The sequence below is a fragment of the Pelagibacterium luteolum genome, assembly GCF_900100665.1.
Lineage (GTDB): Bacteria > Pseudomonadota > Alphaproteobacteria > Rhizobiales > Devosiaceae > Pelagibacterium > Pelagibacterium luteolum.
Genome location: NZ_FNCS01000006.1, coordinates 102,733 through 125,763 on the forward strand (window position 1 = coordinate 102,733; position 23,031 = coordinate 125,763).

Consider the following 23,031-nt stretch of genomic DNA (forward strand, 5'->3'; position numbering starts at 1 on the left):
ACTTAAGCGACTTCGGAACGCGCGCCAGGCAGCACGATCAGATGAACGCTTTCGTAGCCAAGCTCGAGAATTTCATCCTTGGCCGCATCGCCCGTTACTTCCTCGCTGGAAAGCAGGAGGCACTGCGCTCCGGTTTCCGCAAATAGCGGCAAGCTCGAACCCATGCCAGTACGCCCGGTGACGATGACGACGCATTCGTAGATATCTGAGAGTGCGTCGACAAGCGTCGCCATGCGATCCGAATTGCGGTTGAGCCGCGCGCTTTGACCCCATGGAACGTAAGCGAACTGCCCATTAGGCGCGCGGTGCACGACGTCACCAAATTCGGCCTCGTCGACCGACAGATCAGACAGCCCGGGCTCTATCCCCTGCTGGCCGCTGGAGGCGTCGATTTCGGCAACGCTGAGTTGATCGTTGATCAGCTTGGCGGTGAGCTTGTCCGCGAAGTCCTGGGTATCGATCCGCGCATCGTCAGTGGCGATAACCAGTATGCGCTCGATGCCGCCGAGCGCACCGGCCGCGATGGCCTCGATCTCGGTTTCAAGCGACACCGGTGTGTGATGCCTGCGCACCGAAGCGACCGGGGTCGGCGCGACATGAACGTCATCGGCTTCAAGCTGCTCGTCGTTGACTTCCGGCCGACGTGGCGCAACGGGGTGCTTTTCGACCAATGCACGCCCCGAGAGCAATTCGGAAAAGATGACGGCGCCGACCTGCAAGAGGATCGAGACAATTGCGATGGCAACGAGGATCATCATCGTCTGTGGCGCGGCAGGCCGGACCGGGGGCGCTGCCTCGCTAACGATACGAATATCAGGCAAAGCCGAGTTGACGTCGGAACGCGCGCTGGCTTCTGCAAAGCCCAAAAGATAGGCGTTGAGCAATTCGCGCTGTGCCGTCGCTTCCCGCTCCAGTTCGGCGAGTGTGACTCCCTCGATCGTGTCGGTTCCGGCCGTTACCTTGAGGCGGTCAAGTTCAGCCTGCAAAGAGGTCTGCAGGTCGGCTTCGATCTGGGCCTGAGCTTCCAGCGCAGCGGCGATGCGGCGGCCTTCGGCGGAAATCTGGGTGTCGATTTCAGCGATCTGAGCGTCGAGCGCGCGGATCGTAGGATGATTGGGCAAGAGGGTTGCGGCCTGCTGCGCACGCTCGCCCTGGAGCCGCGCCACTTCCTGGCTCAGCTGCTGGCCCACCGAAGACGATTGCACATCGGACACGCCGATGACCGACTGACCGGACTCCAGCAGCGCCCGAATGAGCTGCGCGCGCGATTGAGCCGTGCTGCGACGCTCGGCGGCGGCGGACATCTGGGCCGTAAAATTGGAGAGCTGCTGATTGGTGAGGCTCTCATTGTTCGAGCCGACGAAGAGATCGTTATCGACCCTGAACTCGGCGATAGCCCGCTCGGCGGCGCCCACACTGGCCCGGAGACGGCCGATTTCGTCTTCGAGCCAACCGGTCGTTTCGATCGTGTCGGAAATCTGCTGCCCCGCCCGTCGGCTGACATGAGCCAAGGCGATCCCGTTGGCAATAAGAGCGGCCATATCGGGATCTTCGGAGCGGTAGGCGATAGAAATGAGGCGCGAGCCGCGTTCCTGGGTGACGATCAGATCATCGGAAATGCCTGCAATGATACGATCGAGGTTCTGGCCGGTAAAGGCCGGGTCGTCCTCCAGATTGAGCGTTTCGATCGCTGCGCGGATTGTGTCGCGCGATTTGATCAATTCGATCTGGCTGGCAACCGCCGCGGCATCGAGCAGATATGCATCACTACCGGAGGCGACAGAGGATGATAGCGCGGAGTTCGAACGTGGCTCCACCAGTAGTTCGGCCCGTGATTCGTAAACTCGTGGCACGAACAAGAGCACAGCGTAGGCCGCCGCGCACAGCAATAAGGTGATGAAAGCAATACGGATCAGACTTCTCAATACCGCGCGCAGGATGAGACCCGCGTCGATACTGGTGTCCACTTGGTCTGGCGCGCTGCCGGAATCACTCATGCTTTAAGTCCCTTAGGCCTAGGGTTGCTTATGGCGCGCGTATGGTAAGTATTCAGTTAAGGCCCGAGGCAGGAGGCGACATCCGATAAGGGCTTCTTAACCATGACGTGCGACAGCTAGCATCAGATTCATGAGGTTTGTCCATGAGCTGGCTCCGTGCTGCGCTGTTGCTGATTATCCCCGTCCTGCTTGCCGGCTGTAACCACACGAGTGGCCCGGCGACCTATCTTGTCGAGCAGACCGGCCCCTATCTGCTCGACAGCGGTGATGTCCTTCGCGTTACGGTCTATGGCGACGAAAGCCTCACTAACACCTATCGAATCGATGATTCCGGGAACGTTTCCATGCCGCTGATCGGCGCCGTACCAGCACGCGGCGTGACATCGCAGGCAGTAAATCAACGCATCGTTTCAAAGCTAGCGGCCGGGTTTATTCGCAGCCCCAACGTCGCGGTAGAAGTCGCCGAGTATCGCCCGTTCTTCATCCAGGGCGCCGTCGGCAATTCGGGCCAGTTTGCTTATATTTACGGCATGACGGCTCGGGCCGCGATCAGTTCGGCAGGCGGGTTCTCCGACACAGCCAACCGCAACAGTGTCACGATTTACCGCCGTGTTGGCGCAGAGATGGTCAAGGGCAATGTGGCCCTGGACTTCCCCATCCAGCCGGGCGACACGATCGTCGTTTCCGAACGCTGGATCTGACGATGGCGCGACCACAGCGCATCCTTCAGATCATGCGCGCGCCTGTGGGCGGTCTCTTTCGACACGTGGCCGATCTCACGCGGGAACTGGCGGATCGTGGCCACGCTGTTGGTCTGGTGGTCGACAGCACGAGTGGCGACGCGCAGACCGAGCAAAAGCTTGCAGCGCTTTCCGATGCAGTGGCGTTGGGCATCCACCGCTTTCCCATACCACGCCTGCTCGGCCCAGCTGACATTTCGACGCCGTTCAAAATCAGTCGCTTAGCTGCCGATCTCGACATTTCGATTCTGCATGGCCATGGCGCCAAGGGCGGGTTCGGTGCGCGGCTGGCTCGCTTTGGGTCTCGGACCCGCAAGGCGGTCTATACCCCGCATGGCGGCGCACTGCATTTCAATCCCAGATCACCCAGCGGTGCGCTGTTCATGGCGATCGAGCGAGGGTTGTTGGGCGTGACCGACGCTCTGGTTTTCGAGAGCGCATATGCGAAAGAGACGTTTGCCAAGCATGTTGGCGGCGCCAAGCGTCACCAAGTGGTGATCCATAACGGCTTGGCAGCTGCCGAATTCGAGCCGATCATTCCAAACGCCGATGCAGCAGATTTCGTTTTCGTCGGCGAATTGCGCATGCTCAAGGGCATTGATCTGATCATTGAAGCGCTGGCACCTCTTGTCGGCCCAAATGGCCTGCCGGCGACGCTCATCATGGCGGGAGACGGCCCCGATCGCGGTTGGCTCGAACAGGCGATTGCCGACCGGAACCTCCAGCAGCGCGTGACGCTGGCGGGCGTAAAGCCGGCACGCGAAATGTTTTCGCGCGGGAGATGTGTTCTGGTGCCCTCGCGGGCCGAGTCCCTGCCCTATATCGTTCTCGAAGCCTCAGCTGCGGCACGGCCGGTCATTGCGACAAGGGTCGGGGGTATCCCTGAGATATTTGGTCCGACCTCGGACCGGTTGGTGCCTGCCGATGACGCCGCCGCGCTTTCTTCGGCTATGGCGGCTTTCCTGAACAATCCCGACGCGGCGTCTGCCGATGCGTCAGCAAGGCTCGATTTCATCCGCAACCGGTTTTCCGTTGGGATGATGGTCGACGACATCGAAGCGCTCTATGCGAACCTTGGCCGTTAGGTACAATCTTAAGCATTAGTTTTCATCGAGTCTTCACCTGTGAACGCCTATGGTTGCCCTCACATTCCGTGAGTTTTGCGTAAGGCGTGGACCATGTATCGGGTCGACCCAAAGGAAGCCGTTTTAAGCCATCTCAACCAGCCCAATGACAGGGCCGGTGAGGCATTGTCGGCGCGTGCCGAGGCCCTGATGCGTGCTCATGTGGAGCCGGGTTGGTCTCACAAGGTCATTTCGGGTGTTGCACAGCTTGCGGAAGCGGCAATGCTGCTGGTGGTCGGGTTTGCCATCTACCTCTACTATGTGGGCTGGGCGGCACCGCAAATTTACGTGCCATTGATGCTCGGTACCGTTCTGTCCGCCAACATCGCCTTCAATATCGCGCGGACGCACCGGATCGTCAGCTACCGCACGCAGTTCAAGCAAATCCTGCGCGTCCTTTTTGGCTGGTCGAGCGTATTCCTGATCATCGTTGCGGGGCTGTTCGTGATGAAGGCGGGGGAGGAAATCTCTCGTGTCTGGCTCACGAGCTGGCTGCTCGCAGGTGCTGTAGCACTTATCGCCTATCGGCTGGCGCTGCGCGCGCTTGTGCTGACATGGTCCGAACAGGGCAAGCTCAAACGCCGGACGGTGGTCGTGGGCGGCGGGCCGGATGCGGAAGCGCTGATCGCCAATATCAGCCGCGGCGCAACCAATGATATCGAGCTGATCGGCCTCTTCGACGACCGCGAGGGTGATCGTTCTCCCGATCAGGTTGCCGGGCTTTACAAGCTGGGGCGGGTTGCGGACCTCGTCGAATTCGCGCGCCGGGCCAGGATTGATCTCGTCATCGTGTCGATGCCGCTCTCGGCGGAATCGCGTGTGCTGGAGATGCTGCGCCAGCTTTGGGTGCTGCCTGTCGATATCCGGCTCTCAGCGCATATGAGCAAGCTGCGCTTCACCGACAAAACCTATTCCTATGTCGGCGATTTGCCCGTCTTCGATATGGCGGACCGTCCGATTTCCGATTGGAACCTGGTCTTCAAGTGGGTGTTCGACAAGGTCGTGGCGCTTAGCGCGATCATAGCGCTCTCGCCGATCATGATAGGCACCGCCCTTGCCGTGAGGTTCACCAGCAAAGGTCCGGTGCTGTTCAAGCAGAAGCGCCATGGGTTCAACAACGAACTCATCGAGATTTACAAGTTTCGCTCGATGTATACCGACATGAGCGACGCGAAGGCGGCAACGCTCGTGACCCGCGACGATCCTCGTGTCACGCCCGTCGGGCGCTTTATCCGCAAGACATCGATTGATGAACTGCCGCAGTTGTTCAATGTCCTGAAGGGCCAGCTCTCGATTGTCGGCCCTCGGCCGCATGCGCTTGAAGCCAAAGCGGCCAACCGGCTCTATCACGACGCCGTCGATGGCTATTTCGCACGCCACAAGGTCAAGCCCGGGATTACTGGATGGGCGCAGATCCACGGATGGCGTGGGGAAACCGACACTGTCGACAAGATCATGAAGCGCGTGGACCACGACCTCTATTATATCGAGAACTGGTCCATCGTTCTCGACCTCTATATTCTCGTCATGACACCCGTCTCGCTGTTCACCAAGACAGAGAATGCATTTTGACGGTCTCGTCGCCCGGACTTGTTGGCCGGGACCGCCCCGAACTGGGGCGGGCATTTATCGCGGGCGTACTGCGCAAGGCGCTGCCTGTGATCGTGGCACTTTGGGTGTTTTCGGGTGGCTTCGTCATCGTCGAGCCCTCCCCTTACGAGGTCATGTTTCTCGCAGCGTTCGGGCTGGCACTGATCGGCGGCTTGCGCCTGAGCCGGGGCACCTTGCCCGTGCTCTACGTGACATTGGCGTTCACGCCCTTCGCCATAATCGCAGTGTTCCAGATGCGCTATCAGTCTGTCACCGATGGGCTGATCTACAATCTCGTTACGATCTTTCTGTTCGTGACAACCTATTTTGCGGCTAATTTCGTGGCGCAGGCGCCGTATCGCCACATGCGGCTCATCGCGCATTCCTATGTGGTGGTCGCGATCATCGCGTCCTGCGTCGGTACTCTCGCTTATCTGGGCTTGTTGCCGGGTGAAGGCGTTTTCCTCCTTTACGGCCGCGCCAAGGCATTCTTCAAGGACCCGAACGTTTATGGGCCCTTCCTGATGCTTCCAGCAATGTTCGTGCTTCAGCGGGCATTGTTGGGGCAAGGCAAGAGCGTCGCATGGAATGGTCTGGCGTATCTCGTGATCTTCATTGGGGTCTTTGTAAGCTTTTCGCGCGGCGCGTGGGGACATTTGGCCGCCTCGTCGGCCATGCTGTTCTTCCTTATCTTTTTCCTCGAATCTTCGGGACGGGACAAAGTTCGGCTGTTGTTGTTCGCGGTTGGCGGTACGATGGTACTGGCGGCCGCACTGGCCGCCCTGCTCTCGATCCCGGCTGTGGCTGATTTGTTCGTGCATCGCTTCTCGCTCACGCAGAGCTATGACACCGGCGAAACCGGGCGCTTTGGGCGGATTTGGTACACGATCGAGGTGGCGCTGCTCAATCCACTCGGTATTGGCCCACTGGAATACGGCTACATGCGGATCGAAGAGCAGCCCCATAACACCTATCTCAACGTCCCCCTCTCCTACGGATGGGGCGGTGCGTTGGCGTATTATTCACTTGTGGTCTGGACGACGGTCGTGGGACTTACATGCTTGGCGCGCCGCTCGGTCAACCGGACACTCCTCATACCGGTCTTTGCGACGTTTTTGCCGATGCTGATCCTGTCAGGCATCATCGATACCGACCACTGGCGTCACTGGTTCCTGGTGGCAGGATTGGTATGGGGCGTGTGCGCCGGCTACCGGGTCGTGGATCCGGCGCAATTGAGACTGCGCCGGTCCCTGCCCTAAAACACTTTTCGGACGAGCCAGACTGCCGCGATGAGCACCGTCGCGCCGACCAGAACCCAGAATAGCACCAGCAGGGCCACCGCGCCCAAAATTGCGCCGATGGCATCCCAGAAACCGAGCGTGCCGATCAGCAGTGCCAATAGAACGATCAAAAGAATGGGCATTGATGAAGTCCCCCGTTTGAATGGCGGGGTAACGACTGGACGCACCGAGACGTTCCCAACGCGAGGCCGCAATTTTTTACCCTTCGCACCTTGCGCTATCGGCGGCGATTGGATAGGTGAGAGGCCAATCGGGGCGTAGCGCAGCCTGGTAGCGCATTTGTCTGGGGGACAAAGGGTCGTCGGTTCAAATCCGGCCGCTCCGACCATTCATCAAAAAGGCCCGCGCGCTCACGCCGCGGGCCTTTTTTGTTGGGGTGCAAAGGCTTATGGCTGAAACCTGGACCGTGCTCGATAAGGCGCTTTCCCTCTGGCCGCAATTTTCCGGAAGTCGCCCGACTCTTATCAATCTCTCGGAAAATCACACCTTCAGGCTTGATCTGCCGGATGGTGGGCGTGCGATCCTGCGGGTGCACCGCCCCGGCTATCACACCCGTCTGGGTATCGAGAGCGAATTGGCCTGGATGCGCGCGCTACAGATTGAGGCAAAGCTCTTTACGCCGACACCTTTGGCGGGGACGGATGGGGAACTCGTACAAGAGGCACCGTTTCTCGATACGAAGGATCAGCGCTTCATGGTTGCCTTCGCCTTTGAAGAGGGCGCGGAACCGCAAGAGGCCGAAGACCTAACCGGAGTCTTTCGCCAGCTCGGTGCGCTCGCGGCCCAGTGCCATCGCCACGTCATCGACTGGAGCCCTCCAGAGCCCTTCTCACGGCAAGTTTGGACCGCTCCGGCAATCCTTGACCCGGATGCGATCTGGGGTGACTGGCGGGCCGCGCCAGGCATCTCGGGTGACGTGCGACGCCAGATCGATACGCTCGATCAGACGTTGCGAAGGCAATTGGCCGCTTATGGCATGGGGCGCGACCGGTTCGGCCTCATCCATGCCGATATGCGGCTGGCAAACCTGCTGGTAGCGGAGGGCACGACACGGCTTATCGACTTCGACGATTGTGGGTTTTGTTGGTTCGGCTACGATTTTGGTGCCGCGGTGTCATTTTTTGAGGACAGCGACACCGTCCCTGCCCTTCGCACGGCCTGGCTTGAAGGGTACCGCACCATTCGGGCTTTTGGGCCGGAACACGAAGCAATGCTGGACGCAATGGTAATGCTGCGCAGGATGGCTCTTCTTGCATGGACCGGGTCGCACGCTGAAACCGAACTGGCACAGAGCCTTCACGGCACTTATGCCTCGGGAACTGCGGAAATGGCAGAGCGCTATCTGTTGCGCGGCACCATCGACCGATAGGCGGTCAATCGTAAAACAGCGATACGCGATGTCCGCCGATTTCATGGACGTTGATGTCCATGTCATAAATCTCTTTGAGCGCTTCGGGCCGGATCAATTCGTCTGGCGTGCCCTGCCGCACCACCCGTCCGTTCTTCATCGCGATGATGTAGTTGGAATACCAGGACGCGAAATTGATGTCGTGCAGGACGAGCACGACGGTTTTGCCAAGCTCCCGGCACGCCTTCTGCATAAGCTTCATCATGCCCATTGCGTGTTTCATATCGAGATTGTTGAGAGGTTCATCGAGCAGGACATAATCCGTGTCCTGACAGATCACCATGGCGACGAATGCGCGCTGACGCTGGCCGCCCGAGAGCTCGTCGAGAAAGCGATTCTTGAGGTCATCGAGATTGAGGTAGCTGATGGCCTGATCGATATGTGCCTTGTCTTCGATATTCAGGCGCCCCTTCGAATAGGGGTAGCGCCCGAAGGCCACGAGATCGTGCACGGTCAGGCGCGCCGTCATATGGTTGTCCTGCCGCAGGATCGAGAGACGCCTCGCCAGAACGTCGCTGGGCGTATTGGACACGTCCAGCCCATCGATCGTCACCGACCCGCTATCCATGCCCAAAAGGCGCGAAACGATCGACAGCATGGTCGATTTCCCGGCCCCGTTCGGTCCTATAATCGAGGTGATACCGCCGGCGGGCAGTTGGATAGACACATCGTCGACCACAGCGGTCTCGCCATAGTATTTCTTGAGGCCGGACGTGATGATCATCGGGCAGCTCCGCGCAAAATCAGGATTATGAAGACGAGGCCGCCAAGGAACTCGACGATGATGGATAGCGCCGTGTCGAACTCGAACACGCGCTCGAATAGCGTCTGACCGCCGACCAATGCGATGACGCCCAAAAGGGATGCCGCGGGCAGGATGTATCTGTGCTTTGACACACCGACCAGCCCATGCGCCAGACTTGCGACCAAGAGCCCGAAGAATGTGATGGGTCCGACAAGCGCCGTCGAGACGGAGACGAGAACCGACACCATCGCCAAAATGATGACGACGGTGCGCTTGTATTCCACGCCCAGGTTAACTGCGTTATCGCGTCCCAGCGCGAGCACGTCGAAACTATGCCCCATGCGCCAGAGCACAAGCGTGACACAGCCGACCACAGCAGAGGCGACGCCCAACAGCGTTGGGTCGATGGTCGAAAAGCTCGCGAAAAAGCTATCCTGAAGCACCTGAAAGGCGTTGGGATCCAAAAGGCGCTGCATGAAGTTCGATAGACTGCGAAAAAATATCCCGAAGACGATGCCGACCAACACCAGAAGGTGAAGGCTTCTGTTGCCGCTGAGAAACAACCATCGGAACAGCATCCAGGAAAACGCCATCATCAGCACCACTTCCATGCCGAACTGGGCGTATGGATTGATCAGCACCAGCATCTGCGGCCCAAGGAAGAAAACGATGGCGGTCTGGACGAGAATGTAAAGCGCATCGAAACCCATGATCGACGGCGTGAGGATGCGGTTGTTGGTGACCGTCTGAAACAGCACCGTCGAGACGGCGACGGCATAGGCGACGAGCAGCAGACCCAAAAGCTTGCGGCCGCGGAACGGCAGAACGAAGCTCCAGTTTCCTCGTGCCCCCAGTGTCATGAAGCAGACGATGGACACCAGCGCCAGCACGGCGAGGAGAACGAGGAAAAGTGTGGGTCGCGACCACCGCAGTTTATGCAGCATTTTGACGCTTCCTGAGCAGCAGGTAGAGGAAGACGCCGCTACCGAGGACGCCGACGACCACGCTGATCGGAATCTCGTAGGGGTAGCGTACGATCCGTCCAACAATGTCGCATGCAAGAACGAAAGCTGCGCCCATTACGGCAACCCAGGGAACCGTTCGGCGCATGTTGTCGCCCACCATGAGGCTGACCACATTGGGCACGATGAGACCCAAAAAGGGGATCGACCCCACTGAGACCAGCACCACCGCGCTGACGACCGAGACCACCAAGAGGCCCAGCGTCATGACCCGCTTGTAGTTCAGGCCCAGATTGGTCGTGAAATCCTGGCCCAGACCGGCCACTGTGAACCGGTCCGCAGCGATATAGGCGAGGATCGTGCCTGCAAGACCAAACCAAAGCAGTTCGTAGCGGCCCCTGAGCACCCCGGAGAAGTCGCCCATGTTCCACGCCAGCAAGGTCGGCAGAAGGTTGAACCTGTAGGCGAAAAATGACGTGATGGCCCCAATGATTCCGCCCAGCATTATCCCCACCAAAGGCACGAGGAGGACGTCGCGCAGGGGGACGAAGCGCAGGATGCGCAAGAACAACGCAGTACCTGCCATGGCAAATGCCGCTGCGACGACCATTTTTGCGATGAGCGGCCAACCCGGCGCAAACAGGGTGACGACAAGAAATCCCAAACTCGCGGACTCAGTCGTCCCTGCCGTCGAGGGCTCGACGAAGCGGTTGCGGACGATGATCTGCATAACGAGGCCGGCAATGGCAAGCGAGGACCCTGCCAGCAGAATGGCCAAGGTACGCGGAACTCGGCTGACCAACAGCACCTGCATCGCCCGCCCTTCGGCGTCCGACGAAAAAAGCGTTTGCAGGGAGACATTGCTGACCCCGACGAAAAGGGAAATCACGGCGAGGAGAAGCGTCACCGCAATGGCAAGGATGAAAAGACGCACCCGATCTGCCCTTTGCTGCAGGCCAGCGCGCGAAACCGCGGCCCTAAAGAAAACCCCGGCGGTTGCGAGACCGCCGGGATAGACAGGTCAAAATCGATTAGGCAGCGCCGTTGACGCCTTCGATCACCTGGTCGAGGAGGAGCATCAGACCCTGATAGCCGTGCATCGAGATGTAAGCGGCCTGAGGATCAAGGAAGACCATGTGATCTTCCTGCCAGAAGGTTGTCTGGTGGATCAATTCGTTGTCGAGCAACTGGCGCGCGGCGCCTTCATTGCCCACACCGGCGTCACGGTCGACGACAAAAAGCCAATCGGGGTTGGTTTCAAGCAGATACTCGAACGAGATCGCATCGCCGCCGTGGTCACCATCGTCGACGGTGTCGAAGACCGACGGCATGCCGAGGTCGTTGTAAATCCAGGCAACACGCGAATCCGGGCCATAAACACCGAGATTGCCAGCATTGGTGACGACGACGAGGCCCGTACCGGCGCCGTCGAGAGCCGCGCGGGCCTCTTCAACCTTTGCATCGAGATCGGCGATCAATTCGGCGGCGCGATCCTGAAGGCCGAATGCCTCGCCAAGCGTTTCGATATTGTGCGTCACGCCCTCGACAAAGCTGGTGTTATCGACCGACATGTCGATCGTTGGCGCTATCTCAGAAAGCGTTGGATATGAGGTGCTCGAGCGGGCCGCGACGACGATCAGATCGGGCTGCTCGGCGGCGATACCTTCGAAGTCAGGCTCGAAAAGCGAACCGACATTGATGAGATCATCGACAAGGACGTCCGCCAGGTAGGAGGGCGCGTTCGAGCCCGGCGCACCATCGATCTGAACACCGAGCGCAGTGAGATTGTCATAGGCGGCCCAATCGATAACGAAGACCTTTTCGGGCACGCCCGACAGCGTTGTTTCGCCCTGCGGGTGCGCAATCGTTACGTCCTGCGCAGACGCTCCAGCGGTGAGGGCGAGCGAAGCTGCAAGAACGACCGCGGAGGCGACCGGGCGGAATTGAATGTGAAGTGACACGATCATAATCCAATCGTTGGCTAAAAAACTGCCGCGAATAGTTGATCCGCAACGTCAGGTTTTTAGACACAGCGATGGAGGTCGGTCAATATAGGTGATCAAGTTTGTCCGGTTTTAATTCAGCCGCGAGCGCGACTTATGAGCGCCTGGCAATCCTCTAGCAATTCCAGCGCCGTGTTAAGCCGGTCCCGTTGCTCGGCTGAAAGCCCCGCTGTCTCGCCATGCAATGTTTCAGTATGTCGCTCAGGCGCAGGCAACGCAGTCAAATCATCGATGTCTTCGTAATCATGGTCAGGCACGACGACATCGTCGGGAGATTGGGGCGCGATGGGAACAATGGACCCGGTATCGCCGATGGCGATCACGTGCTTGGCCCCCTGCTCCTTGAGGATGCGCTGGACGCCCTTGATCGTGAAACCCTGATCATAAAGGAGGTGCCGAATGCCCTTGAGCAACTGCACGTCGTCAGGCCGGTAATACCGGCGACCGCCGCCCCGTTTCAGAGGCCGTATCTGGTTGAACCGCGTTTCCCAGAAGCGCAGCACATGCTGGGGGAGATCAAGTTCTTCCGCCGCTTCGGAGATGGTCCGGAAGGCGTCTGGCGATTTGTCCAACGCGACCTGCTCCGTGAAAAATTGTTATTTTCCAGAGCGGACCATAGATTTGTTGATCTTGGATTTCAAGACATTGGAGGGTTTAAACACAAGAACCTGCCGGGGCAGGATCGGCACTTCCTCGCCCGTCTTTGGATTCCGCCCTACCCGCTCATTCTTGGACCGTACCTGGAAGGAGCCGAAAGAAGAAAGTTTGACGTTGTCACCCGTGGCCAGCGCGTCGCTTAAGAGCTGCAAAAAACGCTCAACGAGTTCCGCCGACTCGGTGCGCGACAGCCCAACCGATTGATAGACCGCTTCGGCCAAATCGGCCCGCGTGACTGTTTTTCCCGCCATGGTTTACCCCTCAACCTCTCTGCGACCCTAACAGCCCCCAAGATTTCAACCACTTAACGCCCAAATGATCGCAGGGTCAACGCCTACCAGCGAATGAGCGAAGCGCCCCAGGTGAAGCCGCCGCCCATGGCCTCGATCATAACCAGATCACCCGATTTGATTCGTCCATCTTCACTGGCAACCCACAGCGCGAGCGGCACGGACGCTGCGGATGTGTTGGCGTGCTTGTCGACCGTGATGATTGTCTTTTGCTCGGGAATGCCGAGCTTTTTGCCCGCGCCATCGATGATCCGGCGGTTAGCCTGGTGAGGCACGAACCAATCGAGATCTGCTGTGGCCTTGCCGGTCTTTTCCAGCACATCTTCGATCACGTCCGAAATCATCCCAACGGCATGCTTGAAGACCTCACGACCCTCCATGCGCAAATGGCCGATCGTCTGAGTCGACGAGACGCCGCCATCCACATACAGCTTTTCCCAATGGGTGCCGTCGGTGCGAAGGCTCGATACCAGTACACCGTTTTCCGGCGCATCATCGGCGACCTCTTGGGCTTCAAGCACCATGGCGCCCGCCCCGTCACCAAACAGGACACAAGTCGTGCGGTCGTTCCAGTCGAGGATGCGCGATGCGGTTTCGGCGCCAATGACTAGAGCGCGCTTGGCCATGCCGGTCTTGAGGTAGCTGTCGGCCGTCGCAACGGCGAAAACAAAGCCCGAGCACACGGCCTGGACGTCAAATGCGGTGCCCTTGGTGATTCCGAGTTTCTGCTGGAGAATCGCTGCAGTGGCCGGGAAGGTTCGGTCCGGCGTGGTCGTACCCACGATGATGAGATCGATATCGCTCGCGGTGAGCCCGGCTTTGTGCAAGGCGCGCTGCGATGCCTTGAGCGCGAGATCGGACGTCAGCTCGCCTTCTGCAGCAATATGGCGTTGCCGTATGCCGGTGCGCTGGACGATCCACTCATCGGACGTGTCGACGAACTTGGACAGGTCTTCATTGGTCATCACGCGCTCGGGCAGATATCCCCCGACGCCTCGCACAACAGATTGAATTTTGGTCACGCCTACGGTGCCTCCGGATTCGATATGGTCGCCGGAGCATCCGGCCGGGGGAAGCGTCTGATACCTTCCCCGATCTTTTCGATGAGATCGTTGCGCGCCATGTCATAAGCCAGGCCAAGCGCGCTCTTGTAGCCAATCTCGTCGGTGCCACCATGGCTCTTGATCACGACGCCATTGAGGCCAAGAAACACACCGCCGTTGACCGTGCGCGGATCCATCTTGCTCTTGATCGCCGACAGCGCCTGGCGCGCGAACAGAGCCCCGATCTTGCTCATGATCGAAGATGTCATGGCGTTGCGCAGATATGTGCCGACCTGACGGGCCGTTCCTTCGGCAGTCTTGAGCGCGATGTTCCCGGTGAACCCTTCGGTTACGACGACATCGACCGTGCCCTTCCCAAGATCGTCGCCCTCGACGAAACCGCGATACTCAAAGCCTGCACCATGGGTTTCGCTCAGGATCTTGCCCGCGTCCTTGACCCATTCATTACCCTTCGCCTCTTCAACGCCCACATTGAGCAGGCCGATCGAAGGCGTGTCGGTGTCAAACAGTGCCCTTGCGAGCGCGGAGCCAAGAATGGTGAAATCGACGAGGAGGTCAGCGTCCGCACCAATCGTGGCACCCACGTCGAGTACGACGATATCGGATCGGAGCGTGGGCCAGATTGCGGCGATGGCTGGTCGCGAAATGCCTTGGATCGGCCGCAGGCAAAACGTGGCCATCGCCATCAGCGCGCCGGTGTTGCCGCCCGAAATCGCAACCTGGGCCTCACCGTCCTTGACGGACTGGATTGCTGCCCACATGGAGGAATTGCCCCTTCCCTTGCGCAACGCCTGGCTGGGTTTGTCGTCCATCGTGATGACGGTTTCGCTGTGACGAATATCCGAGACGGCCTTCAGTTCGGAGAACTCTTCGAGAAGCGGTCCGATCACCTCCTCGCGTCCGTGAAAGATGAAGCGCACGTCAGGTCGCTCCCGCAAAAGGAGCTTGGCTCCGTGGATTGGCGCACGCGGGGCATTATCCCCGCCCATGGCATCCACGGAGATCGTTATCTGTCCACTCATTGCCTGCCTTAGTGCATGCCCGCTGAAAGCGCGGGCGTCTCCGGTCCCGCGCACACCATAGCCAATGGACGTCCACTGGCAAGGTTGTCAACCGCGCGGGTCATTTTGGGTTCAGTCCGCCTTGAGCGACTTGAGCGCCGCGAAAGGCGAAAGCGCTGCCGGATCATCGCCTGCCGTCGCCTCATCGAGCTCAACGCCGGGTTTGCGGGGATAGAGATCGATGGACAGCGCAAACACTTCCAAAACGAGATCGGCCAGATCGATTTCGTTTCCGTCAAAATAGTCCGGAAGGTCATCGTCTTCCAGATTGACGAAAACTTCGGCGCCAGCCGACGCCTCACTCGCTTCGTCGTGACCTGGCAGATATACCCGGTCCACAGCTTCATCGATTGACTGCGTCACCGGATCGCCAGTCACGACACACGCCTGAACGATGGTGCCTGATACGCGGCCTTCCGCGCGAAGTCCGCCGCGAAAGCGAGTCACGGTAACTTTCGCCGCAAAATCCTCGACGACATCGACCTTGAGCCGGTCGGCCAGCGCTTTTTTTTGTTCGTCGTCAGAATTGATGATGATGACGCGGCCGGACGGGGGAATTTTGTCGACTTTGACGACGGCATCGAGGTCAAGGGGATCAAGTCTGCGGGTCATTTGGGCTCTCCGAACGTCACTTTGCCGGCCATGATGTCCTCAATCGATTGCGTGGCCAACAGGTCGTCGCAGAGCAGAATATAATCGGCAAATTTGTCGGCTTCTGGATGGGCTTTTCCATCATGGAAATTGCGTGAGACGAAGCCGCTCACCGCGTCGCGATCTCCTGTTTCCAGGGCCGAAGACAGATTTGTCAGCGTGCCATAAAAAAGGCTGCCCATTTTTTCGATACGCTTTCCGACGGAGAGATCACCCACGCCCATCTCCCGAAGCGAGCGATCCATATCCTTAAAAAAGCAATCAAAGACATTCTGCGAGAAATCACGTGTCAGCTTTTCGCTCGAGCGCAGCCGGCGAAAGACCAGCGCCGCATGAAGCGAAATCATGTCGAAACGCCCCGTCATCGTATCGGAAGCGCCCCATTCGGCATAGAAAACCGGGCGCCGGGATTGCGCCACAATGGCGTTATACACGGCGTAAACGGGTTCGCTGAACTTGGTCTTGCGGAACAAAGACAGGATCATGTCATCGCATCTCGCGTACGAGGAAAGTGGCGGTCGTGGTTTAAGAATTTGGCGCCGCCGCTTGCCAGAACTATCCTTGGACGGCTAAACAACACCGGAAATCCCTGGCGCATCGTCGCGAGGCTATAGTCGCAAGACCTGAGGAAAGTCAATTCCATGACCCTGCGTAACGTCCTTGTCCGCGTTTCCCCCATCGCCACGGCGATCGCTCTCGGGCTGACATTGTCGGCCTGCTCCGGCACCGGCCTGGTGGCGGAGCGCACGCAGGGCTACGTTCTCCCCGACGATGCGGTACGTCAGGTGCAGCCCGGATCGAGCCAGGACCTCGTGCGCATTGTTCTGGGCTCGCCGCAAACCACAAGCACCTTCGGTGGCGAAACGGCTTGGTACTACGTAGAGACCAAGGTGACGCAGACAGCCTTCGGATTGACCTCGATTCAGGAACGCAAGGTCGTTGCCGTCTATTTCGACGGCAATCGTAGGGTGACCGACAAGGCCGTTTACTCGCTGGAAGATGGCCGCGTTTTCGCAATCGAACAGCGTCGTACCGGCTCGTTTGGCGAAGACCAGAGCTTCGTGCAATCGCTGCTCGCGTCAGTCTGACGCGAGCACGCATTCGCTGCTAAGCGGCATCGATAACGTGTCGCGCGGTGCTCAGGAAGCGGGCTTGTCTCCGCCGCCATAGCCCTCAGAATATTTGCGCGCCACCGCGTCGAGGACGCCGTTGACCATGCCCGGCACCTCGTCTTCGTAGAAGGCGTGTGCCACATCGACATATTCGCGAATAACGACCTTGAAGGGAATATCCTTGCGCATGGTCAACTCGAACACCCCTGCCCGCAGCAACGCGCGAAGCGTGGCATCAATGCGCGTCATCGGCCAGCCGGACTGAAGGGCGGAATTGACGACCGGATCGAGCTTGATCTGGTTCTGCACAACGCCGCGCACGATGTGGCGAAAATAGTCGGCGTCGGCAGGCAGGTACTGATCGCCTTCCAACTCACGACCGAGCCGGAAGCTTTCAAACTGGCTCAGCGTTTCCTCGAGCGTCTGTTCGCCCACATCCATCTGATAAAGCGCCTGAACGGCTGCCAGACGAGCTGAACCGCGCTGGTTGGCGGGCTTGGTGTCCTTGGGGTCAGCCACGGCTCAATCCTCCATCAGACGATTACGCAGGGCTGCCATGGTCATGGCCGCGACAGCCGCGCCACCGCCCTTGTTCTGGTCGGAGATTTTCGCTCGAGCCCAAGCCTGATCCTCGTTCTCGACGGTGAGGATACCATTTCCGAGCGCGATGCCATCAGCGACCGCCAGGTCCATCAGTGCGCGCGAACTTTCGTTCGAGACGATTTCATAGTGGGTGGTCTCGCCGCGGATCACGCATCCGAGCGCGACATATCCATCATACGCATCTGCCTTGAGTTCGGACGCCATGGCGATAGCTGCAGGTATTTCGAGCGCTCCCGGCACTGTGACGACGTCGTAGGTCGCGCCGGCGTCGTCGAAAGCCGCCTTGGCGCCTTCGAGGAGCGCGTCGGCCAGATCGTTGTAAAAGCGGGCCTCAACGATGAGGTAGTGCTGGCCATTGGCTGAGCCAGGCGCAATTGCAAAAGTGTCGCCAGAACTGGCCATAATTAAATCCGTCGCGTTTCGAGCAGGCGCGCGGCATAGCGCGCCATAAGATCAACTTCAAGGTTCACTGCGTCACCCGGCGTATAATCGGGCCAGTTTGTTGCTGTGAGCGTGTGGGGAATGAGATGGACTGAAAACCGATGGCCGTCGACCCAATTCACGGTCAATGACGTACCATTCAGCGCAACGCCGCCCTTTTTGGCGATAAACGGCGACAAGTCGTCGGGAGCTTCTAGGACGAAAGTGATCTGGTCGCCGATGTCCTTGCGCTCGAGGATCGTCGCGATGCCATCCACATGGCCGGAAACGATGTGCCCGCCCAGCTCGTCGCCCACCTTGAGCGAGCGTTCGAGGTTGATGCGCCGCCCAGCCTGCCAGTCGCCGACTTTTGTCACGTCGAGCGTTTCGCGTGCGGCGAACACGTCGAACCAGTTCTGGCCATCATTGCTCCCCTTTTCGGTCACGGTCAGGCATATGCCCTCACACATGATCGACGCTCCGAGGTCGATACTATCTGGCTCATAGATAGTGCCGATGCGTAACTTGCGTCCGTCGTTGCGCTCTTCGACGGAAAGAAGCGTGCCTATATCGGTAATGATGCCGGTGAACATGGATCAGACTTTCTCGAAGGTCGTGAGCATATCGCACCCCAGCGATCGGGTTTCAACAGGCACAAATCCCAGTTCCAGCAAACGCTGGGTCATATCTGGATGAACAGTGGCGGGAACCCCGTCCGTCCCGACCGTCCCCACTCCGAGCAGCAGGTGAAAGCGATCGACGAGGCCGGCATCGAGGAGGGTATCGGTGAGTGCCGCGCCTCCCTCCACCAGAACGCGCCCGATGCCGCGCTTTGCGAGCGCAACCAGCGCGGCGGCCGGGTGGGGGCGACCGCTTTCGCCTGAGACAGCGACAACATTGCTCAGTTCAGACAATGATTCAGCACGGTCGTTTTCTGTAATGATGACAGTGGATTGGCCAGATTGCCGATTAAAAAGAGTCAGGTCGGGTGGCAGTGATTTTCGGCCAGCCAAGATAACACGCACGGGCCGCCGCAGCGCGAGGCCCGGCAGCCTGACATCAAGTCGCGGATTGTCGAGCCGAGCCGTCTCCGCGCCCAGAACAATCGCGTCCGACATGGCCCGCTGCATGTGGGTCCAGCGGCGCGCCTCATCGCCCGTGATCGCCACATTGCCGTCGTCGCGGCGGCCAATCATTCCATCGCTTGAAACCGCGAGTTTTACAGTCACGAAGGGACGCCCGTGGCGGATGCGTGAGAAAAACCCTTCGTGCAACCGCTCGATGGCGCCTAGCCCCTGCCCCACCGCAACATCGATTCCTGCGGCGCGCAGTTTTGCAATGCTCTGGCCCGCAGTTCGTGGATCGGGGTCGGACGCACCGCAGACAACTCGTTTAACGCCTGAGGTGAGCACAGTATCGACACAAGGCGGCGTCTGGCCCCAATGGTTGCAGGGCTCCAAGGTGACGTAAAGCGTTGCGCCGTTGGTGCCGTTGCCGGTTATGGCCAGCGCCTGTGGCTCGGCATGAGGACGCCCACCTGCCGCTGTGACGCCACGACCTAAAACGCGGCCATCGGGCGAGACAACGATGGCCCCGACTGTCGGATTCTCCGCTGTCGTTCCGCGGAATGGCATGGCGATGCGCACAGCAGCCTCAAGCCAGCGCAAATCGGCTGGCGTCAGGTCGCTCACTCGTCATCCTCAGGAAGAGCTGGCGCGTCGGCTCCCATTTCCGTCAGAAACGATTGAAAATCATCGGCGCTTGCGAAGTTCTTATAGACCGAGGCGAAACGCACGAAGGCCACGTCATCGAGGCCCTTTAGGCCATCCATGACGTATTCGCCGATCTGGTCGGATGTCACCTCCACATCGCCCAGGCTCTCAAGCTGCCGGACGACGCCCGAAATCATGCGCTCGATGGTTTCGGGGTCGACTTGGCGTTTGCGCAGCGCAGTATAGACGGATCGCGCCAGCTTCTCGCGGTCGAACGGAACCTTGCGGCCCGATTTCTTGACGACCGTCAGGTCACGCAGTTGCACGCGCTCGAACGTCGTGAAGCGTCCGCCGCAACCGTTGCAAACACGGCGGCGGCGGATGGCGTTGGAATCCTCGGTGGGCCGGGAATCCTTGACCTGCGTATCGTCATTCCCGCAATAGGGACAGCGCATGACTTTATCCGTAGATGGGGAATTTGGCGGTCAGTTCGAGGACCTTTTCCTTGACCTGAGCCTCGACCTTGCCGTTGTTGTCATCGCCATTGGCAGCAAGACCGTCGATGACTTCGACCATGAATTCGCCCACAAGGCGGAATTCTTCGACGCCAAACCCGCGCGACGTGGCCGCCGGCGTTCCCACCCGAATACCCGATGTAATAGCCGGCTTTTCCGGATCGAACGGCACGGCGTTTTTGTTAGTCGTGATATTTGCCCGCTCCAGAGCGGCCTCGGTCGCCTTGCCGGTGACCTTTTTGGGGCGCAGGTCAACGAGCATCAAATGATTGTCGGTGCCGCCGGTGGCAATTTCCAGACCGCCCTTGACCAGGGTTTCTGCAAGCGCCTGAGCGTTATCGACTACCTGACGCGCGTACTGCTTGAACTCAGGGGTCAATGCCTCGCCGAATGCAACGGCCTTGCCTGCGATGACATGCATCAAAGGGCCGCCCTGAATGCCGGGGAAGATGGCCGAATTGATCTTCTTTGCGATCGCTTCGTCACTCGTGAGGATCAAGCCACCGCGCGGTCCGCGAAGCGTCTTGTGCGTGGTCGTGGTCGCGACGTGGGCGTGGGGGAACGGGTTGGGATAGACACCCGCTGCAACCAGCCCAGCCACATGCGCCATATCGACGAAAAGGTAAGCACCCACTTCATCGGCAATAGCACGGAATTCGGCCCAATCGAGAATACGCGAATAGGCTGAGAACCCGGCGACGATCATCTTGGGCTTGTGCTCAGCGGCAAGCGCCCGCACCGAATCCATATCTACGCGACCGTCTTGCTGGCGCACGCCGTATTGAATGGCGTTGAACCATTTTCCGGACTGGTTGGGCTTTGCCCCGTGGGTCAGGTGCCCGCCGGCATCAAGGCTCATGCCAAGGATCGTGTCGCCCGGCTGGAGCAACGCTTGATAGACGCCCTGATTGGCTTGCGAACCCGAATTGGGCTGCACGTTGGCAAATTCACAACCGAACAGTTCCTTGGCGCGGTCGATGGCGAGTTGTTCAACAACGTCCACATACTGGCAACCGCCGTAATAACGCCGGCCCGGATAGCCTTCCGCGTATTTGTTGGTCATCACCGAACCCTGCGCTTCGAGCACAGCGCTCGAAACGATGTTTTCGGAGGCGATCAATTCGATCTCGTTTTGCTGGCGACCGAGTTCATCGGCAATCGCCTTGGCGACGACCGGATCGTGATCGGCAATCGTACGCGAGAAGAAATCAGGAAAAAGTGGGGCTGTCCCGGTGGCGCTCATTGGCGGACCCTCGACCTGTTGCAGGAGTGCTGAATGGCAAGCAAGCGCGCTCCGCATAGCACGAGGCGTCAAGCGATTCCAAGCAAAGATCGGGAAAGCGAGAGACGGTCAGGTTCCCTTGCCCGTATCCATCTCGATGCGCCGGCGCAGTTTTGCCAGCGCAAGATTTTTCATCTGCGTTTCACTCGCGGTGAGCGGAGCGATGGCGACGACTTCGATGCCTGTTTCGACATCTATCGCCGCCACCCTGATCTGCGGACCAGCCTGGCGGAACTCGAACAGCACTTCACGACCTTGGCCAGCGCTGCTCATGTCGCCCCCGAGCCTGATCGTCAGGCGCTGATTTCAGGGAAGTCGATCTTGCCCTGGGCATCGTATTCGTAAACGTCATCGCGGAAACTCACGACACCGTTGCGGTTTGCCCACGCCGTGAAATACGTCATGAAGATCGGCACGGGATTGGAGACGCTGACATCGAGGCGTTCGCCCGACGCGAATGCGCCGTTGACGCCAATGATGTCGTAGCCCGAATCCTGCAAGATCCACGCGACGAAGTCGGCGACATTGGCAACTCGCACACAGCCCGACGAGTGGAAACGCGCGTTTTCGGAGAACAATGTCTGCTGCGGCGTATCGTGGAGATAGACCGCATGCGGATTGTGGAAATTGATCTTGACGTTACCCATGGAGTTCTGGGCGCCGGGATCCTGACGGAAGGTGTAGTTGACCGCTTCCTCTGTCGACCAGTCGATAGCGCTCTGGGGCACTTCCCGGCCGCTGCCGTCGAAAATCCGGATCGAGTATTCGTTGAGATAATTGGGGTTGTTGTTGACCAACCCGATGATATCGCGCCGAATAATCGAGACCGGAACGGTCCAGTATGGATTGAAATTGATCTGGTGGATGCGGCTGCGCAGGATCGGCGTCTGGCGATCGATCTTGCCGACGACGGCCGTATGACGGCGGGCCACCTGCTTGGAGGCGATGGCCTCAATGGCAGCAGCCGGAATGTTGACGTTCACGTAGCGGTCTTCCAAGCGGCCCTCAAGGCCGCGGACGCGTTCCATGTTGAGCTTGATCTGGTTCAGCCGGGTCGCGGCGGGAACTTTCATGGCCCAATAGGTAAATTCGTCGATCTGGCCGTTGATCTGAAGTCCGTGACGCGCCTGGAACCCGCGCACCGCGGCGTCGACGTCCGTATCGAACTGATCCGACAGCGCTACGTCCTGCGAAAGATCGCCCGTGTGGGCAAGATAGCCGCGCAAATCGCGAACGGCGCGATTTTCGGAGTTGAGCGACAGACGGAAAATCGCCTCGGGAACGTCGGGCCAGCCGCCGATGGCGTTCAGGCGCTCGTAATATTCGGCGACGCGCTGAAGATTGTACTCTGTGTCGACCGACACGATCGGATCGAACCCGCCGATGGCGTCCATCGCCTGTCGGGAGTTCAACTCCAACTGTTCCTGGGTCACGACGCGGCGGCCACCGCCCAGCAGATTGCTAAAGAGAGACTGGGAATAGGCCGGCGCCGAGAAGGCTGCAGTGGCGGCAAGGGCAGACATGCCTGCCATGACGGTCCGCCGATTGATTTTTCCAGAATCGTCGCGCATTGCGTTTAATTCACCTATCGTAACAGCAGGAAATGCCGAGCCGCCCTTTTGCATCAAGTCCAACTTGATAACAACGGCGCTCACCTTGGTTTGACCGCACCGTAACCGAGATTGTGGTGCGTCAAGTCGGCGACTGCGTTCTTAGCTCGACTTATTGCCAGCTAAAATTGATTTGCGGCGCAAATAAGAAACGCCGGCACTCTGGCCGGCGTTTGACTGTTCG

The 23,031-nt window shown here is 59.2% G+C and carries 26 protein-coding genes and 1 tRNA gene; 7 read left to right on the forward strand and 20 right to left on the reverse strand.

The window, feature by feature from the left end:
• Positions 1-2 precede the first annotated feature (2 nt).
• Complete coding sequence (locus tag BLR31_RS11750) at positions 3-1,997, reverse strand: GumC family protein (RefSeq protein WP_090596507.1); 1,995 nt, start codon at positions 1,995-1,997, stop codon at positions 3-5.
• A gap of 143 nt (positions 1,998-2,140) precedes the next feature.
• Between BLR31_RS11750 and BLR31_RS11755 the strand changes: the two genes are divergently transcribed.
• The 4 genes from BLR31_RS11755 to BLR31_RS11770 all read left to right on the forward strand — a co-directional run bounded on the left by BLR31_RS11755 (position 2,141) and on the right by BLR31_RS11770 (position 6,710).
• Positions 2,141-2,698: a polysaccharide biosynthesis/export family protein gene (locus BLR31_RS11755; RefSeq protein WP_090596510.1), complete on the forward strand. Its 558-nt coding sequence runs from the start codon at positions 2,141-2,143 to the stop codon at positions 2,696-2,698.
• Positions 2,699-2,700: 2 nt separating this feature from the next.
• Complete coding sequence (locus BLR31_RS11760) at positions 2,701-3,822, forward strand: glycosyltransferase (protein WP_090596513.1); 1,122 nt, start codon at positions 2,701-2,703, stop codon at positions 3,820-3,822.
• Positions 3,823-3,915: 93 nt separating this feature from the next.
• Positions 3,916-5,433 (forward strand): undecaprenyl-phosphate glucose phosphotransferase, encoded by a 1,518-nt coding sequence (locus tag BLR31_RS11765; protein ID WP_090596515.1) that lies wholly within the window; start codon positions 3,916-3,918, stop codon positions 5,431-5,433.
• Positions 5,430-6,710 carry an O-antigen ligase family protein gene (locus BLR31_RS11770; RefSeq protein ID WP_090596518.1) on the forward strand — a complete coding sequence of 427 codons (1,281 nt, stop codon included), beginning with the start codon at positions 5,430-5,432 and terminating at the stop codon, positions 6,708-6,710. Before BLR31_RS11765 ends, BLR31_RS11770 begins: the two co-directional genes overlap by 4 nt.
• On the opposite strand, the gene BLR31_RS21705 is transcribed toward BLR31_RS11770, so the two are convergent.
• Complete coding sequence (locus BLR31_RS21705) at positions 6,707-6,874, reverse strand: hypothetical protein (RefSeq protein WP_176762634.1); 168 nt, start codon at positions 6,872-6,874, stop codon at positions 6,707-6,709. The genes BLR31_RS11770 and BLR31_RS21705 overlap by 4 nt on opposite strands.
• A 129-nt stretch (positions 6,875-7,003) precedes the next feature.
• Between BLR31_RS21705 and BLR31_RS11775 the strand changes: the two genes are divergently transcribed.
• Positions 7,004-7,080: transfer RNA gene (locus BLR31_RS11775), tRNA-Pro, on the forward strand.
• Positions 7,081-7,140: 60 nt separating this feature from the next.
• On the forward strand, positions 7,141-8,121 hold the full coding sequence (locus tag BLR31_RS11780) for a phosphotransferase enzyme family protein (protein ID WP_090596520.1): 981 nt from the start codon (positions 7,141-7,143) through the stop codon (positions 8,119-8,121).
• Between the two features lie 4 nt (positions 8,122-8,125).
• Here the strand turns inward: BLR31_RS11780 and BLR31_RS11785 are convergent, their stop codons facing one another.
• From BLR31_RS11785 to BLR31_RS11830, 10 genes are all read right to left on the reverse strand, one after another.
• Positions 8,126-8,884 (reverse strand): iron ABC transporter ATP-binding protein, encoded by a 759-nt coding sequence (locus tag BLR31_RS11785; RefSeq protein WP_090596523.1) that lies wholly within the window; start codon positions 8,882-8,884, stop codon positions 8,126-8,128.
• A complete protein-coding gene (locus tag BLR31_RS11790) occupies positions 8,881-9,849 on the reverse strand; it encodes an iron chelate uptake ABC transporter family permease subunit (RefSeq protein ID WP_090596526.1) in 969 nt (322 codons plus the stop codon). The genes BLR31_RS11785 and BLR31_RS11790 overlap by 4 nt, the downstream gene beginning before the upstream one ends.
• Positions 9,839-10,801 carry an ABC transporter permease gene (locus tag BLR31_RS11795; RefSeq protein WP_090596528.1) on the reverse strand — a complete coding sequence of 321 codons (963 nt, stop codon included), beginning with the start codon at positions 10,799-10,801 and terminating at the stop codon, positions 9,839-9,841. Before BLR31_RS11795 ends, BLR31_RS11790 begins: the two co-directional genes overlap by 11 nt.
• A gap of 97 nt (positions 10,802-10,898) precedes the next feature.
• A complete protein-coding gene (locus BLR31_RS11800; protein WP_090596531.1) occupies positions 10,899-11,834 on the reverse strand; it encodes a siderophore ABC transporter substrate-binding protein in 936 nt (311 codons plus the stop codon).
• A gap of 113 nt (positions 11,835-11,947) precedes the next feature.
• The gene (locus BLR31_RS11805; RefSeq protein ID WP_090596533.1) at positions 11,948-12,442 is read right to left on the reverse strand and encodes a MerR family transcriptional regulator; all 495 of its coding nucleotides are present in this window, start codon (positions 12,440-12,442) and stop codon (positions 11,948-11,950) included.
• A gap of 24 nt (positions 12,443-12,466) precedes the next feature.
• Entirely contained in the window at positions 12,467-12,778 is a 312-nt protein-coding gene (locus BLR31_RS11810; protein ID WP_090596536.1) for an integration host factor subunit alpha, read from the reverse strand.
• A gap of 83 nt (positions 12,779-12,861) precedes the next feature.
• Positions 12,862-13,839 carry a beta-ketoacyl-ACP synthase III gene (locus BLR31_RS11815; protein ID WP_090596540.1) on the reverse strand — a complete coding sequence of 326 codons (978 nt, stop codon included), beginning with the start codon at positions 13,837-13,839 and terminating at the stop codon, positions 12,862-12,864.
• A 2-nt stretch (positions 13,840-13,841) separates the two neighbouring features.
• The gene (plsX, locus tag BLR31_RS11820; protein ID WP_090596543.1) at positions 13,842-14,903 is read right to left on the reverse strand and encodes a phosphate acyltransferase PlsX; all 1,062 of its coding nucleotides are present in this window, start codon (positions 14,901-14,903) and stop codon (positions 13,842-13,844) included.
• Positions 14,904-15,014: 111 nt separating this feature from the next.
• Positions 15,015-15,554, reverse strand: a complete 540-nt coding sequence (locus tag BLR31_RS11825) for a YceD family protein (RefSeq protein ID WP_090596546.1) — start codon at positions 15,552-15,554, stop codon at positions 15,015-15,017.
• The gene (locus BLR31_RS11830; RefSeq protein WP_090596549.1) at positions 15,551-16,078 is read right to left on the reverse strand and encodes a ubiquinol-cytochrome C chaperone family protein; all 528 of its coding nucleotides are present in this window, start codon (positions 16,076-16,078) and stop codon (positions 15,551-15,553) included. Before BLR31_RS11830 ends, BLR31_RS11825 begins: the two co-directional genes overlap by 4 nt.
• 156 nt (positions 16,079-16,234) lie before the next feature.
• Between BLR31_RS11830 and BLR31_RS11835 the strand changes: the two genes are divergently transcribed.
• Positions 16,235-16,681 (forward strand): outer membrane protein assembly factor BamE, encoded by a 447-nt coding sequence (locus BLR31_RS11835; RefSeq protein ID WP_090596552.1) that lies wholly within the window; start codon positions 16,235-16,237, stop codon positions 16,679-16,681.
• Positions 16,682-16,732: 51 nt separating this feature from the next.
• Here BLR31_RS11835 and nusB read toward each other — a convergent pair whose 3' ends face one another.
• The 8 genes from nusB to BLR31_RS11875 form a co-directional block, all read right to left on the reverse strand.
• Entirely contained in the window at positions 16,733-17,224 is a 492-nt protein-coding gene (gene nusB, locus BLR31_RS11840) for a transcription antitermination factor NusB (protein WP_090596555.1), read from the reverse strand.
• A 3-nt stretch (positions 17,225-17,227) separates the two neighbouring features.
• Positions 17,228-17,710: a 6,7-dimethyl-8-ribityllumazine synthase gene (locus BLR31_RS11845; protein WP_090596558.1), complete on the reverse strand. Its 483-nt coding sequence runs from the start codon at positions 17,708-17,710 to the stop codon at positions 17,228-17,230.
• Positions 17,711-17,712: 2 nt separating this feature from the next.
• Positions 17,713-18,321, reverse strand: a complete 609-nt coding sequence (locus BLR31_RS11850) for a riboflavin synthase (protein ID WP_090596561.1) — start codon at positions 18,319-18,321, stop codon at positions 17,713-17,715.
• Between the two features lie 3 nt (positions 18,322-18,324).
• Positions 18,325-19,419, reverse strand: coding sequence for a bifunctional diaminohydroxyphosphoribosylaminopyrimidine deaminase/5-amino-6-(5-phosphoribosylamino)uracil reductase RibD (gene ribD / locus BLR31_RS11855; protein ID WP_090596563.1), 1,095 nt, complete (start codon positions 19,417-19,419; stop codon positions 18,325-18,327).
• Complete coding sequence (gene nrdR / locus BLR31_RS11860) at positions 19,416-19,895, reverse strand: transcriptional regulator NrdR (RefSeq protein ID WP_090596566.1); 480 nt, start codon at positions 19,893-19,895, stop codon at positions 19,416-19,418. The genes ribD and nrdR overlap by 4 nt, the downstream gene beginning before the upstream one ends.
• A gap of 4 nt (positions 19,896-19,899) precedes the next feature.
• Positions 19,900-21,198 (reverse strand): serine hydroxymethyltransferase, encoded by a 1,299-nt coding sequence (gene glyA / locus BLR31_RS11865; RefSeq protein WP_090596569.1) that lies wholly within the window; start codon positions 21,196-21,198, stop codon positions 19,900-19,902.
• A 108-nt stretch (positions 21,199-21,306) separates the two neighbouring features.
• The gene (locus BLR31_RS11870) at positions 21,307-21,510 is read right to left on the reverse strand and encodes a DUF6898 family protein (RefSeq protein WP_090596572.1); all 204 of its coding nucleotides are present in this window, start codon (positions 21,508-21,510) and stop codon (positions 21,307-21,309) included.
• Positions 21,511-21,530: 20 nt separating this feature from the next.
• A complete protein-coding gene (locus BLR31_RS11875) occupies positions 21,531-22,808 on the reverse strand; it encodes a L,D-transpeptidase family protein (RefSeq protein ID WP_176762635.1) in 1,278 nt (425 codons plus the stop codon).
• Positions 22,809-23,031 lie beyond the last annotated feature (223 nt).

Bases quoted from the DNA above. Each gene is read 5' to 3' on its own strand.
- BLR31_RS11750 (WP_090596507.1), bottom strand. From the start codon at position 1,997: ATGAGTGATTCCGGCAGCGCGCCAGACCAAGTGGACACCAGTATCGAC.
- BLR31_RS11755 (WP_090596510.1), top strand. From the start codon at position 2,141: ATGAGCTGGCTCCGTGCTGCGCTGTTGCTGATTATCCCCGTCCTGCTT.
- BLR31_RS11760 (WP_090596513.1), top strand. From the start codon at position 2,701: ATGGCGCGACCACAGCGCATCCTTCAGATCATGCGCGCGCCTGTGGGC.
- BLR31_RS11765 (WP_090596515.1), top strand. From the start codon at position 3,916: ATGTATCGGGTCGACCCAAAGGAAGCCGTTTTAAGCCATCTCAACCAG.
- BLR31_RS21705 (WP_176762634.1), bottom strand. From the start codon at position 6,874: ATGCCCATTCTTTTGATCGTTCTATTGGCACTGCTGATCGGCACGCTC.
- BLR31_RS11780 (WP_090596520.1), top strand. From the start codon at position 7,141: ATGGCTGAAACCTGGACCGTGCTCGATAAGGCGCTTTCCCTCTGGCCG.
- BLR31_RS11785 (WP_090596523.1), bottom strand. From the start codon at position 8,884: ATGATCATCACGTCCGGCCTCAAGAAATACTATGGCGAGACCGCTGTG.
- BLR31_RS11790 (WP_090596526.1), bottom strand. From the start codon at position 9,849: ATGCTGCATAAACTGCGGTGGTCGCGACCCACACTTTTCCTCGTTCTC.
- BLR31_RS11800 (WP_090596531.1), bottom strand. From the start codon at position 11,834: ATGATCGTGTCACTTCACATTCAATTCCGCCCGGTCGCCTCCGCGGTC.
- BLR31_RS11810 (WP_090596536.1), bottom strand. From the start codon at position 12,778: ATGGCGGGAAAAACAGTCACGCGGGCCGATTTGGCCGAAGCGGTCTAT.
- plsX (WP_090596543.1), bottom strand. From the start codon at position 14,903: ATGAGTGGACAGATAACGATCTCCGTGGATGCCATGGGCGGGGATAAT.
- BLR31_RS11825 (WP_090596546.1), bottom strand. From the start codon at position 15,554: ATGACCCGCAGACTTGATCCCCTTGACCTCGATGCCGTCGTCAAAGTC.
- BLR31_RS11830 (WP_090596549.1), bottom strand. From the start codon at position 16,078: ATGATCCTGTCTTTGTTCCGCAAGACCAAGTTCAGCGAACCCGTTTAC.
- BLR31_RS11835 (WP_090596552.1), top strand. From the start codon at position 16,235: ATGACCCTGCGTAACGTCCTTGTCCGCGTTTCCCCCATCGCCACGGCG.
- BLR31_RS11845 (WP_090596558.1), bottom strand. From the start codon at position 17,710: ATGGCCAGTTCTGGCGACACTTTTGCAATTGCGCCTGGCTCAGCCAAT.
- BLR31_RS11850 (WP_090596561.1), bottom strand. From the start codon at position 18,321: ATGTTCACCGGCATCATTACCGATATAGGCACGCTTCTTTCCGTCGAA.
- nrdR (WP_090596566.1), bottom strand. From the start codon at position 19,895: ATGCGCTGTCCCTATTGCGGGAATGACGATACGCAGGTCAAGGATTCC.
- glyA (WP_090596569.1), bottom strand. From the start codon at position 21,198: ATGAGCGCCACCGGGACAGCCCCACTTTTTCCTGATTTCTTCTCGCGT.
- BLR31_RS11870 (WP_090596572.1), bottom strand. From the start codon at position 21,510: ATGAGCAGCGCTGGCCAAGGTCGTGAAGTGCTGTTCGAGTTCCGCCAG.
- BLR31_RS11875 (WP_176762635.1), bottom strand. From the start codon at position 22,808: ATGCGCGACGATTCTGGAAAAATCAATCGGCGGACCGTCATGGCAGGC.